Raw genomic sequence first — 12,692 nt, 5'->3', positions numbered from 1 at the left:
CCTCTCGAAAGCGGACATCCCGGATTTATGAGTTAGTTGGAAGATTGTGATCAGCCACCGCGACTGCCGTCCTGCGTGGTCGAGGAGACAATGGTGGCGACGTCGCCGAACGTCGTCATCACGGGCGTGACGACCTTGTGCATGGCGGTCTTCGACACCAGCGTGTCGTACAGCACGAGATGGTCGATCCCTGTGGTGAGGAAGCAGCTTACGGCGTCCTCAGGCGTTTCGATGATCGGCTCGCCCTTGACGTTGAACGAGGTGTTGATCAAGACCGGCGCGCCGGTCGCGATTGCCTGCGCGATCTCCAAGGAGCGCATCGCTCGCGAGAGGCACGCCTCGGGCTTCTATAAGGAAGCGATCGACAACTGCCCGGCCAAGATAAGCGATCAAGACAAGCGACATTGCAGACAGAGATCATGTGTGTCGGTTCCGGCGCACCTGATTTTCTTTTGCGGGCATGATTTTCTTTGAAGTGATGGCCGACCTGACGCGCGCAAGAAAGAGCCCCGGAAGACGCCGGGGCTCTAGTCACGGGAGAGAACGCTTCGGAGGTCAGGACGCGAGGACGAGCCGCCGGCCCGATCACCCAATGCATCTACGACGTGCATGAAAGCAGATTCGGCTGCCTCAGGCTGTAGCCGTGCCGCAACAACCTGATGGAATGATCGGCTTGTCCACCGGTTCCCTAAACTGGCGGAAACCCCGAAAACGCCTAACCGTCGAGGATCGCGACCGCCCTCGTCCACCCCGCCGAGGCACGCTCGATCTTCACCGGGAAGCACGACACCATGAACCCGGTCGACGGCAACAGCTCCAGATTGTGCAGCTTCTCGATGTGGCAATAGCCGATGTGGCGTCCGGCCTTGTGGCCTTCCCAGATCAGGCTGGCGTCCTTGGTCTCGGCATATTTCTTCGCGGTGAAGACGAACGGCGCGTCCCAGCTCCAGCCGTCGATGCCGGTCAGCCGCACGCCGCGCTCGAGCAGATACATCGTCGCCTCGTAGCCCATGCCGCAGCCCGAATTGACGTAATCGGGCTGGCCGTATTTCGCGCCGGCGCTGGTGTTGACGACGACGATCTCGAGCGGCGACAGGGTGTGACCGATGCGCTTCAGCTCGGCCTCGACATCGCCGGCGGTCGCGACGTAGCCATCAGGCAGATGCCGGAAGTCGAGCTTCACGCCCGGCTGAAAGCACCATTCCAGCGGCACTTCATCGATGGTCCAGGACCGCTCGCCGCGGTTCATGGTCGGATGAAAATGCCAGGGCGCATCGAGATGCGTGCCGTTATGGGTGGAGAGCGAGACCTGCTCGACCGCCCAGCCCTGCCCGTCAGGCAGGTCCTCGGCCTTCAATCCATCGAAGAACTGCAGCATGCGCGGCAGCCCTTGCTGATGGTCGATATATTGAATGGTCGGGTGATTGCCCGGCGGATCGGCCGGAATGTCGTTCTGCAGGGGAACGGAGATATCGATCAGTCTGCGCGCCATGGCCGTTCCTCTCTGATTGTTGTTGTCGAGCTGGGCTAGCTGCCGATCGATACCGCTAAGAACGTCTGCATTCATTTGGCGGTGCTCACACGCCGGCCCCCGATCCAGCAAGCCCTCTCGCCGCCGGGACACTAGCAGGCAACCGGAACGGGACAAGTTGCCGCATCCCGTTCGACCGCCGGGCCCCATCATCTGCTCGTGATGCTGCTCACACCCTGCGGCCTGCCGCAGCGGCAAGGCGCCGCAACGTTGAACCTATTGGCCACCGGGGCGACCCATGGGCACTGGGGATTTCAGGGCCCAGTAATTCGACGGCGCCGTCTGGACGAGCATATTCCGTCCAGGCGGCGTTGTTGCATCAGGCGATACAATTTCGACCCGGAGTTTCCCGCCGCGCGCGCAGGGCCAGCGCGGCACGTTCTTGGCGACAAGTTCTTGGCAATTTGCCTTGGGATGATGCCTCGGGATGATGCCTTGGGATGATGCCTTGGGATGGGATGGTCGGGGCAGCTGGATTCGAACCAACGACCTGCAGTACCCAAAACTGCCGCGCTACCAGGCTGCGCTATACCCCGACATTTCCGAGAAGCCCCGTGGATACACGCTTCAGCCAGCGCCAGCAAGGCGCCGATGCGGGGCTTGTTGCAGCGAAATCGGCACCGGTTTCGGGCCGGAAATCACGTAGTAACAGAGAGCTAGCGGCCGCCGAACAGCGGATGGGCGACCCGGTCGCCGGGCTGGATGCCGTATTTCTGCGCGGTGCCCCCGATCACTTCGAGGACGCCCTTGGCGAGCCCCCGCGACGGGATGATCTTGGTCGACAGCGGCTCGGTGTTTTCGGCGATCCGCAGGATGCGCCCGTCGGCGCGGATGAAGATCATGTCGAGCGAGATGTAGGTGTTCTTCATCCACATCGACACCTCCTGCTCCGGCGAGAAGTCGAACAGCATGCCTTTGCCGTCCGCGAGCTCCTTGCGGTACATCAGGCCGGTCTCCTTCTCCTGCTCGGTGGTCGCCATTTCGACCGCGAAGACGTGCACGCCGGACTTGGTGACGATCTCAAGCGGCTGGACGCTTGCAGCCTGCGCAGCCGGAGCCAAGAGCGCTCCGAACATGACGACGAGCCCGGCCAGCAGCCACGGGCGAAGCCGCCCCACAACACGATCGAAATTCATCGACAAATACTCGCACCGAGAAGATTTTCCGGCGGACCCTAACCCGATGATTGCGGCAAATGCCAGAGCCCAGGAGGCTCGCCGGCGGCTCACGTTTCCGTCAGGGCGTCCGGCGTCGGCTCCAACTTGCGCTTAACGCGCGATCGCTCCGCGCTTGTCGCGAGGGAAAACCGTTTCGCACGTTTTGAAGATCACACTTTAGTGCGACGACAGCGCCGACGGGCCGGTCTCCGGGTGGATCTCGGCGGCCATCATGCCCTTGGAGCCGGGCCCGAACCGCACCAGCACATACTGGCCGGGTCGCAGCTCGGTCATGCCGAAGCGGCGCAGCGTCTCCATGTGCACGAAGATGTCGGGCGTGCCCTCCCCGCAAGTCACGAAGCCGAAGCCGCGCAGCCGGTTGAACCACTTGACCTGCGCGCGCTCGAGCCCGCTGGTCGCGGTCACCGTGACATGGGTTCGCGGCGGCAGCATCTGCGCCGGATGGATCGCGGTCGACTCGTCCATCGAGACGATGCGGAAGGCCTGGTAGCCCTTGGCGCGCTGCACGCATTCGACGATCAGGCGTGCGCCCTCATAGGCGGTCTGATAGCCGTCGCGGCGCAGCACCGTCACATGCAGCAGGATGTCGGGCCAGCCATTGTCGGGAACGATGAAGCCGTATCCCTTCGAGGCGTCGAACCATTTGATGACGCCGGAGACTTCGACGAGGTTTGCCGCAGCGTCGCCGAGACCGGAGAAGGCATCCATCGCCGGGTCGCGCGGCGCGCTGCCGCCGTACTCGCCTTGTCCAATCCTGCTTTGCCCAACCCCGCCGGTCGGCGGTCCGCCGAGCTTCTTGGACTCAAATCCGTCCGACCCCATGACCCCGGACCCCACACATCAAATGCAAATCGCCGTCGTTGCGGCGCACCCTGTACACGCTGCTCTCCATGACCAACTCACTTGGACACTCATCTGGACGCTGCGCGAATCTCTCAATCAAAAGATAACACTCCCGGTTGCCGGGCATAGCTAAAAATCGATTCTTGCGGGAACTATGAACAGCCTTGCACAGCCGCGAATCAATCGGGCATCAATTGCCTACGAAAGGACCAAGCGTGTCGCCGATGTCGTGGCGGATCACCAAGTCGGCGATGTCGTCCTGATCGGTCGGCTCGTTGTTGATGATCACGAGCCGCGCGCCGCTCTCCTTCGCCATCATCGGAAAGCCTGCGGCGGGCCACACCACCAGCGACGATCCGATCGCCAGGAACAGATCGCACTGCCGAGAGTTCCGCCGCGCGGCGCATCGCATCCTCGGGCATCGATTGCCCGAACGAGATGGTCGCGGTCTTCACCGGATCGCCGCAGTCCGCGCAGTCGGGCGCACACCCGGTCTTGTCGAAGTGCAGCTTCACCCACGAGAGGTCGTAGTCCTTGCCGCACCCGATGCAGCGGGCGTAGGTGGTGTTGCCGTGCAGCTCGATGACGTCGTCGGCCTTGAAGCCTGAGGTCTGATGCAGATTGTCGATATTCTGCGTGATGATGCCGGGAACCTTGCCGGCCCGGTAGAGCGAAGCAAGCGCGCGATGCCCGCGACCGGGCTTTGCTGCAGCAAATGTCGGTTCCATCGCGAAGCGGCGGCGCCATGACTCGGCGCGCGCTTCCTGGCTGGCGACGAACTCGTCGAACGGGATCGGCCGGTTGCGGGTCCACAACCCGCCCGGCGAACGGAAGTCCGGAATGCCGCACTCGGTGGAGATGCCCGCCCCGGTGAAGGGCACGATCGATGATGCCTCGGCAATCATGTTGCCGAGTTGCTCGACGCCGCTGCGCAAGTCTTTTGCAATCACTTCTTTTGCAATCACTGGGAACGATTAGGTTGGCCGGTCGCGACTATAGCATGGTCGAAGCGATTGCGAGCTCAACCAGGACGTGAGCGATCGGCGTCAGGCCGCAGCGATGCCGGCTGCGTGGGCGACCTGCTCCGCCGGCGCGTCAGTTTCCTCTCCCGCTGCCTTGGCTTCATCACAATCCTGCAAAGCCTGCTCCGCATTGACGCCCAATTCACTGATGCCAATGCGCGGCGGGGATAGGACCACGACGAAGAGGATGGGTAATGACCGATCAGGAAGACCGCGTCGCGCGCGAGCGCGAGGAGATCGTCGCACGCGTTGCCAGCTTCCGGGCGACCCAGCAGAAGTTCGAGCGCGATCGCCAGGAATATTACGACAACACGCTCGGCAATGTCTGGAGCGGATTTCAGCGCAAGAGCGCTTGATCGCAGGAGCGCGCTTGATGTCGCGCGGAAGCGAGCGTGCTCATGGTCCGACGATGCGGGAAGCTGCCGTTGATGCCCGTGCTCGCACGCAATCACGCCATGAGGCGCAATCGAGAAAGCCCGGAGCGGTGTGCTCCGGGCTGATCGCCGTTACCAATAATGGCGGTAGTAATGGTGCCGGGAGTACGGACCCCGATAATAGGCGTAGCCGGGATCGCCGTAGTAGCCGTAACGCGGGCCATAATAATAGCCGGGCCCGTAATAGTGTGGGCCGTACGCATACGCTCCGGCCGCGCCCGCGGCGAGCGCACCGGCGGCCAAACCAAAGGCCAGACCAGGACCAATACCGCGCGTACCGCGCGCCTGCGCCGGCGCACTGACCATCGTCGCGCCAACGGTCGCAACCGTCGCTAAAACTGCCAATGCCTTTTTCATCGCAACCTCCTCACGTAGGTTCGAAGGGCTAACGTCGGCCCGGATGGGACGGTTGCAACAGGAGTGGGTTCCGGGGCGCGCGTTCTGGTTCCGCAGCCATGCGATTGCGCAAAGCTACCATCGGTTAGCGCGGGAACAAAAACACAACCTCAAAGATTATCTTCGGTGGTGAAAGAGGTTGGCATCGATGCCAGTTTGGATGGAACTGCTGCTGAATGTGCTGGGCTTCGCCGGCTTTATCGGCATCGCGATGCATCACAAGCATCCGAACGGGAAATCGCCGGACTGAGCGCCGGCGGCATTGGAGTTCGCCAGTCCTAGTTTGACTTGCGTGGCTCTCCCGCGGTCCGGACCAGCCGGTCCGCCTTCACCAGCACCTTGCCGTTGTCCGGCTGCGGCCGGAGCCAGAAGCTGATCACGACAAACGCCGAACAGAACAGCAAGCCCACCACCATCACTCGCCGGTGGGTCGGTCGGTCAGCGTTGTGGAACGATGGCGTCATGGCTGTCACCTGCAGCCATCCTCGGTGCAATCCCAGGTCGTGACAACACGATGCTGCCCTTAACCTAACTAGGTAGGGTTAGCGGTAGCCCGGTATGGTCTCCGACGACGCCCCCTCGCCGGCCGTCTGCGCTGATCCACAGCGATATCCCGCCCTTGTCCGCAGCAAATCCACAGCCCCGGCGGACGCATTTGCCCAACAAGATGCGCATCTTGCTGCGCACTCGTCCACAGCCTCGCGGCGATCATGCATCCGCCAGCCATTTCAGGGTTGCCTGGAAGCTCATGCTGCGGGTTCCAACCAGCACGGTCCCGAACACCTCGGCCTCGTCACCGCTGAACGTGCCGGAGAAGCCGCTCGTCACCTCCTGCCCGGCGAACAGTGGCCGGACGAACGGATCGGAAAAGGGGGTATGCTGGTTGGTGCTGAGATAGCCCTTCCACGTTCCCTCGCCGACCGTATAGGCCCCGATCGACCAGTAGTGCGGCCCGCCGCCGATCAAGAGACCGTCGCGCAGGATAAGGACGCTGCTGTCGCGGCCCTGCACGCCGTCAGTCATGTGGAGATGGACCGAATAGAGCCCGTTCTTCATCGATCATGCCATGTTCCGAAAGGCCCACATTATGGCCCCAACCGGCGCCGCACGCGAGCGGGCCGACCGGTTCGGCCACCGATTCGCGCCCAAAAGGCCCGATCCGGGCGCTTACAAATCGTTAAGAAAGCCCTGACAAGGTTCGTCAGCCGGAGGGACAGAGCCATGCTGGTTTACCCCATACCTGCCGAAGTGACGCAAGCCAGGGTGCAGCTCGTCGTCGACCAGACGGCGAAGGCGCAGCCGCGCGTCATCAGCGAGGACCTGCTTGACGTCTTCGCCGCCAAGAACCAGGCCGTTCGCGATGCCGTCGAGACCATCCTCGACATCAAGGTGTGAGGACCGGCGATCGACGCCGGGTTGCTCGTGAGATGTAAGCGACGCGCACCCGCGCAGATTGCACCCTGCGTTTGGAAGCCCGCGCGAAATCCTGCTAACGGGTTTTTCTTTTGAACCTTCGGGGCAATTCGAAGACAAACCGGCACTGGGGATTTCAGGGCCCAGTGTCTGGCGCAGCGCTGTGGGACGAAGATACTCCGTCTACGCGGCGCTGTTGCATTTTATGAATTCAACCTTAAGTTTGGCTCCCAACAGTTGACGGCTCACGCCCTGAGAGATCCCCAGTCCGTCAGCTGGGAAAGCCCCGCATCCAGCCTGCGGGGCTTTCCATTTTTTGGGATGGGGGAGCCTTCCGCCGCGCGCACTGTTGTGTGTCCGGTTGCCGGCACGATCTCCCCAAGGCCGGTCGGCAGCAGACCTCGCGAGCCCGCTCGCGGGATTTTCTTTTTAGAGGACGTCCAACCTCGCGCGTCCTTGATTGGCCGTGATGAGCGATTGGTGAGATAGAGGCCGCGCCTCCAAGGCGTGACTACAAGGCTCGACCACGAAAGCCCCGTCCCGGAAATTTTGCCGGGCGGGGCTTTCTCGTATCTCGTCCTGTGCAAGCGTGTCGCTGTGCCAGTCGTTGGTGTCGACCGCATTCTGAGCAACCGCATCCGCGCGCTCTATCACCAGGCTGAGTGATGGCAGGGTCTCTCGACCCGGAGCGCGATCGCCGCCGCGCGTTGAAAGCTCGCGAAAGCTTGAGAATGCGAGGGACCTGAGGGGTCGGCAAAAGTCGTGCAGACCCCTGCCCCACGTCGCATTTTGCTGCTATTTCTTGCCCCGTCTCGCCCGAGCCCAAACAAAATCGCTGAATCCTCAGGAGGATAAAAAAATGCGTTATCTCCACACCATGCTGCGCGTTCGCAATCTCGATATCGCGATGAAGTTCTATCAGCACGCGCTGGGGCTGAGGGAAGTGCGCCGCATCGACAACGACAAGGGCCGCTTCACGCTGGTGTTTCTCTGCGCGGAGGAGGATCTCTATCTGCTCAAGTCGCTGCCGCAAAGCCGCGGCGCGCCGCTGGTCGAGCTGACCTACAATTGGGACGAGGAGAAATACGGCGAGGACCGGCATTTCGGCCATCTCGCCTACGAGGTCGACGACATCTACGCGACCTGCGAGAAGCTGATGAAGATGGGCGTCACCATCAACCGGCCGCCGCGCGACGGCAACATGGCGTTCGTCCGTTCGCCCGACCTGCACTCGATCGAGCTCCTGCAGAAGGGCGAACCGAAGGCGCCGGCCGAGCCGTGGGCCTCGATGCCGAACACCGGGCACTGGTAAACGCCCCGCTTGCGTGTCCGTTCCCGGTCAACGTTGCCACGTGATCAACGCGGAGCAAACGATAGGAACATGGCGCACCCCCTGACGTTGCCTCCCCATATGACGGATGCGAGGAGGCGACGAGATGGGAAAAGGTGTTTTGCTTTGGCTGTTGGGTGTGCCGATCCCGGTGATCATCGTGCTGTGGTTGTTGTTCGGTCACTGACCGCGTCTTGATGCGTAACGCGTATGAACGAGGCTCTGCCGCGATGCGGCGGAGCCTCTTTTTCTGTGCTCTTTTTTGCTCTCGGTACAAATCATCCCGCGCATTTCCGGATCGATTCCGCTAAGAACGCGCGCAAAGCACAACAGCGGGAAGAAACGCGTGATGGACAGCAAGCCGCAACTGACGATCTGGGGCCGGGCCAATTCGGTCAATGTGCAGAAGGTGCTGTGGTGCCTCGCCGAGCTCGACCTCCCCTATCAGCGCATCGATGCCGGCATGCAGTTCGGCAAGAACGATCAGCCTGATTATCTCGCGATGAATCCGAATGGCCGCGTCCCGACCATGGTCGACGGCGACTATGTGCTGTGGGAATCCAATTCGGTGATGCGCTATCTCTGCATGGCCTATGGCCAGAGTTCGCCGCTCTATCCGCAATCGCCGAAGGCGCGCGCCGTCGTCGACCGCTGGCTCGACTGGACGCTGTCGACGCTGCAGCCGGTCGACCGCCCGGTGTTCTGGGGACTGGTGCGCACGCCGCCGGAGAAGCGCGACATGGTTCAGATCCAGAAGGACGCCGATGCCGAAGGCGTGGTGTGGCGCGTGGTCGAGGCGCAGCTTGCAGCGCGCCGCTTTGTCGAGGGCGATCAGTTCACGATCGCCGACGTCGCGCTCGGCGCCTTTGCGCGGCGCTGGTTCGGTGTCGAGGGGGTCACCAAGCCGAAGCTGCCCAATCTCGAACGCTGGTTCGGCGAGATCGCACAGCGGCCGGCCTTTGTGCGCGTCGTCGCGCCGCCGATGTCCTGAACCGCAAGCCGTTCAGCGCCCGCTGGACATCCCGGCACCGACACTGACGGCGCCACCGAGCTTCACGCAGGTGTCGGAGCCCTCGACCTTGACGAAGCCCGGTCCGTACGAGGCGCAAGGATTGCTCCGCGTCGCGGATTTCGACGGCAAGGTCTTGCCGGCGTCGGGGGGCGTCTGAAAATTCCGGCGGTCGCCGGCTTGCGCGAACGCAGCGGCGGGAAGCAGGACGGCGACGATGGCGAAGCAGATCTTGCGCATCCGGCCTTTTATCGCGCGCGACCGGATCAGGCTAGCGCATGATGCGATTTGGAGGAATCGCATCATGAGCTAGCTCATTCTTTTGAGCATGATCTGTTCGGAAAACCGGCCTCCACTTTTCCGGATCATGCTCAGCGCACGAATTTGACGCCGAACGTCTTGCCCTTGCGCCAGACCACTTCGCAGGCGCGCCCGGTGCGGGCATCCCGCGCAAACGCCAGCCGCAGCTTGGCCGGCAGCGTGTTGTTGTCCTGGACGGTGATCTTTGCACCCGTCGAGGAGATGTCCTCGACCATGCAGGGACGCGCGGCGAATCCGCCGTCGAGCGTGATCCAGCCGGATTGACGGAGCGATTTGCGCGTTTCGCGCTTCTTGGACCCTAAAGCCATTCCATCATCCCCAGGCTCACGCCTAGCGCCGCTGGCTTTACAAAGGGTTGCGAAATCGCGGCGGATTGCAGCAATCGCGGGGTTGTACACATCAGCGCACAGCAGTCCGGCGAAGCGTCCGCTCCTGCGCTAATTTGTTGAGTTTGCTGGATTTTCGATTTGGCGCCAAATCTGCACTGCGCCCGCGGCCGATCCCCCAATTCGGGCGATGGCCCCCGCCTCCCGCACTCCACCGCAGCCATTGCGATGAGCGGTCAGTTGCCCAATTCTTTCTTGGTTGCGCGAAGAATGTCGTCCGACAGCTTGGGATCGTTCACGGCCCGCGCGAGCACGAGCGCCCCAACCAGGGAGGCGGCGGTCGCGAGCGCCTTCTCCTCGCGCTGCCGTGGCTTCAGCCCGGAACCCATTCGACCGCTCAGCTGCCCGATCATGCCCCGCACTCCTGCCGTGAAACGCTCTCGCACACCGCTGCTTTGGCGCGGCATCTCACAGCACAGGGCTGCGAAGGGGCAGCCGCTTCCCGGCATGTCCCGGTGCGCGTCCGAAAGGTATTCTGAAATGTAGTCGGAGAGAGCAAATACCTCAGGCACTTCTTGCCCTTTGGTGGCTATCGCATAGGCCACCGCTTCCTCGACCAGCCGTTCCTTGGAGCCAAACTGACTGTACAGGCTGCCGTGCGTCATCCCGGCCGCCTCGGTCAGCGCGTCGACGCCTACGCCGGAGATGCCGCGCTCCCGCATCAGGCGTGAGGCGGCCTTGAGGATACGCTCGCGATTTTCGGCAGCCTGCTCTTTTGAAACGCGCATGTCGCAGTTCCCGGGGTTGGGGCGGGGTCTTGACAATTATAATTACGATCGTCATGTAAATCAATAGTTACGATCGTCATCAACAACGATGGGATCGGCGCGTTGTCAGGAGAAGGCCATGACCAGGATCGAGGAAAAAATCGCGCTCGTGACCGGCGCTTCGTCAGGCATCGGCGAAGCCACGGCGGAGCGGCTCGCGAAAGCTGGCTACAAAGTCTACGGCACCAGCAGACGGGAAGCCCGAGCAGGCAAACGATCGTTCGAGATCCTACCCCTCGACGTGACAAGCGACGAATCCGTGGAGGCTGCCGTCAGCGAAGTGATACGGCGCCACGGTCGCATCGATCTGCTCGTGAACAACGCCGGCTTCGGTGTTGCGCCCGCCGGCGCGGAAGAGAGCTCGCTCGAACAGGCCCGGTCGATCTTCGAAACAAACTTCTTCGGGCTTGTCCGGATGACGCGCGCCGTCGTGCCTCACATGCGACGGCAAGGCAGTGGTCGCATCATCAACATCGGCTCCGTGCTCGGCTTTCTGCCGATGCCGTATGGCGCGCTCTATGCCGCCACCAAGCACGCAGTGGAAGGCTATTCAGAATCACTCGACCACGAGCTCCGCACGAGGGGCATCCGGGTCTCGGTCATCGAGCCTGCCTACACGAAGACGCCATTCGACGCGAACTTGATCGAACCGGATGCCAAGCTCGATGAGTATCGCGAGGCCCGTGCGGGCGTAAGCAAAAGGGTGAGCGAAGTGATGGCGACCGCCGAACCGCGTGGCGTCGTTGCAGACACCGTGCTGAAGGCGGCCAACGCGGCGCGTCCGAAGATCCGATACGCTGCCGGTCGACTTGCGAACCGGTTGCGATTGCTTCGCAGATTCGCGCCTGCACGCCTGGTGGACGCCGGGATTCGAAAGGACCTTCGGCTAGATGCACCAATCGCGTCGCAGCCCGCCCGCCCTGCCCGTGCTTTCTGACGGCGTGCGCGCGGTGCATGCGTCTACTGTCGTTGCCACAGTCAAGCCCCCAGGGACATCGCAAAGCATGAGAGCACTTGTCTTAAAGCGTTATGGCAAGCCGGATCAAGTCGCGTTGGTTGATGCTCCCCGGCCAGTGCCAAAGCCGGATGACATTCTCGTTCAGGTCCACGCGGCGGGATTGAATCCAATCGACAACATGATTCCGAAAGGAATGTTCAAGCCCATCCTCCGGCTTCAGCTGCCGGCCACGCTGGGCAGCGATTTGGCCGGGGTCGTTGTGGAGGTTGGAAGTCGCGTGACTCGCTTCAAGCCGGGCGATGCCGTCTTCGCCAGTATCTTCGATCTGGTCGGCGGCGCGCTTGCCGAATTTGCGCTCGTGCCCGAGAGTGCCGCGGCACTCAAACCGCCAAATCTCGACTTTGTGCAAGCGGCCTCGATCCCGATGGTCGGGTTGACGTCGTGGCAGGCGCTCAAGGAGCGTGCGCACCTCAAGCCGGGTAACAAGGTGTTCATCCCCGCAGGCTCCGGGGGCATTGGCACGTTCGCGATCCAGCTCGCGAAATACCTTGGAGCAAAGGTGGCGACGACGACCAGCACCGGAAACGTGGATCTGGTGCGGAGCCTCGGCGCCGACGAGGTGATTGATTACAAGAAGCAGGAATTTGAGGATGTGCTGCGGGACTATGATGCCGTGCTGGGCACAGTCAGGGGCGACGCTCTCGAAAAATCCCTGCGGATTCTGAAGCCTAAAAGCACCGTCATCTCGCTTATCGGCCCGCCCGACGCCGTATTCGCTCGGGCCCGAGGCATGAACTTTCTTATGGTGTCCTTGTTCGGGTTACTGAGCCGCAAGATTATTCGCCGCTCCAAAAAGTACGGCGTCGCCTACTCGTTCCTGTTCGTGCGCCCGGACGGTGGTCAACTTGCAGAGATCGGTGAGCTTCTCAAGGCTGGGCACATTCGGCCGGTGATAGATCGGGTATTTCCATTCGAGCAGGCAAAGGAAGCGCTTGCGTATCTCGATCAGGGTCGAGCCAAAGGAAAGGTCGTTGTCCGGATGACGTAATGGCGTCGACGTTGGCCGTCGATTGCGGTTCCCTGAGCTGAACAGGACCGCATCAT

General features: G+C 62.2%; 15 protein-coding genes, 1 tRNA gene and 2 pseudogenes. 6 read left to right on the top strand and 12 right to left on the bottom strand.

What is annotated here, in order from left to right; all coding sequences use genetic code 11:
- Positions 1 to 50 precede the first annotated feature (50 nt).
- From WDM24_RS19260 to WDM24_RS19235, 6 genes and pseudogenes are all read right to left on the bottom strand, one after another.
- Positions 51 to 287 (bottom strand): annotated as a pseudogene (locus WDM24_RS19260) (carbamoyltransferase C-terminal domain-containing protein); the annotation flags it as partial.
- Positions 288 to 715: 428 nt separating this feature from the next.
- Complete coding sequence (locus WDM24_RS19255; protein ID WP_338832113.1) at positions 716 to 1,492, bottom strand: cyclase family protein; 777 nt, start codon at positions 1,490 to 1,492, stop codon at positions 716 to 718.
- A gap of 498 nt (positions 1,493 to 1,990) precedes the next feature.
- A tRNA-Pro gene (locus tag WDM24_RS19250) sits at positions 1,991 to 2,067 on the bottom strand.
- Between the two features lie 120 nt (positions 2,068 to 2,187).
- Entirely contained in the window at positions 2,188 to 2,667 is a 480-nt protein-coding gene (locus WDM24_RS19245; protein WP_338832112.1) for a DUF192 domain-containing protein, read from the bottom strand.
- A gap of 198 nt (positions 2,668 to 2,865) precedes the next feature.
- Positions 2,866 to 3,531 (bottom strand): cold-shock protein, encoded by a 666-nt coding sequence (locus tag WDM24_RS19240; protein ID WP_166295093.1) that lies wholly within the window; start codon positions 3,529 to 3,531, stop codon positions 2,866 to 2,868.
- A 211-nt stretch (positions 3,532 to 3,742) separates the two neighbouring features.
- A pseudogene (locus WDM24_RS19235) lies at positions 3,743 to 4,502 on the bottom strand (SIR2 family NAD-dependent protein deacylase).
- Between the two features lie 266 nt (positions 4,503 to 4,768).
- On the opposite strand from WDM24_RS19235, the gene WDM24_RS19230 reads away from it, so the two are divergent.
- On the top strand, positions 4,769 to 4,930 hold the full coding sequence (locus WDM24_RS19230; RefSeq protein ID WP_338832111.1) for a hypothetical protein: 162 nt from the start codon (positions 4,769 to 4,771) through the stop codon (positions 4,928 to 4,930).
- A 150-nt stretch (positions 4,931 to 5,080) separates the two neighbouring features.
- Here WDM24_RS19230 and WDM24_RS19225 read toward each other — a convergent pair whose 3' ends face one another.
- The 3 genes from WDM24_RS19225 to WDM24_RS19215 form a co-directional block, all read right to left on the bottom strand.
- Complete coding sequence (locus WDM24_RS19225; protein WP_338832110.1) at positions 5,081 to 5,365, bottom strand: hypothetical protein; 285 nt, start codon at positions 5,363 to 5,365, stop codon at positions 5,081 to 5,083.
- 317 nt (positions 5,366 to 5,682) lie between these two features.
- Positions 5,683 to 5,868, bottom strand: a complete 186-nt coding sequence (locus WDM24_RS19220) for a hypothetical protein (RefSeq protein ID WP_166295087.1) — start codon at positions 5,866 to 5,868, stop codon at positions 5,683 to 5,685.
- Positions 5,869 to 6,112: 244 nt separating this feature from the next.
- On the bottom strand, positions 6,113 to 6,460 hold the full coding sequence (locus tag WDM24_RS19215) for a GrlR family regulatory protein (protein WP_166295085.1): 348 nt from the start codon (positions 6,458 to 6,460) through the stop codon (positions 6,113 to 6,115).
- A 165-nt stretch (positions 6,461 to 6,625) separates the two neighbouring features.
- On the opposite strand from WDM24_RS19215, the gene WDM24_RS19210 reads away from it, so the two are divergent.
- From WDM24_RS19210 to WDM24_RS19200, 3 genes are all read left to right on the top strand, one after another.
- Entirely contained in the window at positions 6,626 to 6,799 is a 174-nt protein-coding gene (locus WDM24_RS19210) for a hypothetical protein (protein WP_166295083.1), read from the top strand.
- An 877-nt stretch (positions 6,800 to 7,676) separates the two neighbouring features.
- Entirely contained in the window at positions 7,677 to 8,129 is a 453-nt protein-coding gene (locus WDM24_RS19205) for a VOC family protein (RefSeq protein ID WP_338700799.1), read from the top strand.
- Between the two features lie 367 nt (positions 8,130 to 8,496).
- A complete protein-coding gene (locus tag WDM24_RS19200; protein ID WP_338832409.1) occupies positions 8,497 to 9,138 on the top strand; it encodes a glutathione S-transferase family protein in 642 nt (213 codons plus the stop codon).
- Positions 9,139 to 9,150: 12 nt separating this feature from the next.
- Here WDM24_RS19200 and WDM24_RS19195 read toward each other — a convergent pair whose 3' ends face one another.
- The 3 genes from WDM24_RS19195 to WDM24_RS19185 all read right to left on the bottom strand — a co-directional run bounded on the left by WDM24_RS19195 (position 9,151) and on the right by WDM24_RS19185 (position 10,591).
- Entirely contained in the window at positions 9,151 to 9,396 is a 246-nt protein-coding gene (locus WDM24_RS19195) for a hypothetical protein (protein WP_029083330.1), read from the bottom strand.
- 131 nt (positions 9,397 to 9,527) lie between these two features.
- On the bottom strand, positions 9,528 to 9,785 hold the full coding sequence (locus tag WDM24_RS19190; RefSeq protein WP_029083331.1) for a PilZ domain-containing protein: 258 nt from the start codon (positions 9,783 to 9,785) through the stop codon (positions 9,528 to 9,530).
- Between the two features lie 254 nt (positions 9,786 to 10,039).
- On the bottom strand, positions 10,040 to 10,591 hold the full coding sequence (locus WDM24_RS19185) for a TetR/AcrR family transcriptional regulator (protein WP_338832109.1): 552 nt from the start codon (positions 10,589 to 10,591) through the stop codon (positions 10,040 to 10,042).
- Between the two features lie 118 nt (positions 10,592 to 10,709).
- On the opposite strand from WDM24_RS19185, the gene WDM24_RS19180 reads away from it, so the two are divergent.
- Both WDM24_RS19180 and WDM24_RS19175 read left to right on the top strand, forming a co-directional pair.
- Positions 10,710 to 11,567 (top strand): oxidoreductase, encoded by an 858-nt coding sequence (locus WDM24_RS19180; RefSeq protein ID WP_338832108.1) that lies wholly within the window; start codon positions 10,710 to 10,712, stop codon positions 11,565 to 11,567.
- A 67-nt stretch (positions 11,568 to 11,634) separates the two neighbouring features.
- Complete coding sequence (locus WDM24_RS19175) at positions 11,635 to 12,636, top strand: NADP-dependent oxidoreductase (protein ID WP_338832107.1); 1,002 nt, start codon at positions 11,635 to 11,637, stop codon at positions 12,634 to 12,636.
- Positions 12,637 to 12,692: the final 56 nt, after the last annotated feature.

The sequence above is a fragment of the Bradyrhizobium sp. 27S5 genome (assembly GCF_037217225.1).
GTDB lineage: Bacteria > Pseudomonadota > Alphaproteobacteria > Rhizobiales > Xanthobacteraceae > Bradyrhizobium > Bradyrhizobium septentrionale.
Note: the sequence above shows the minus strand (reverse complement) of the source record. Positions and strands in the feature narration are given on the sequence as shown.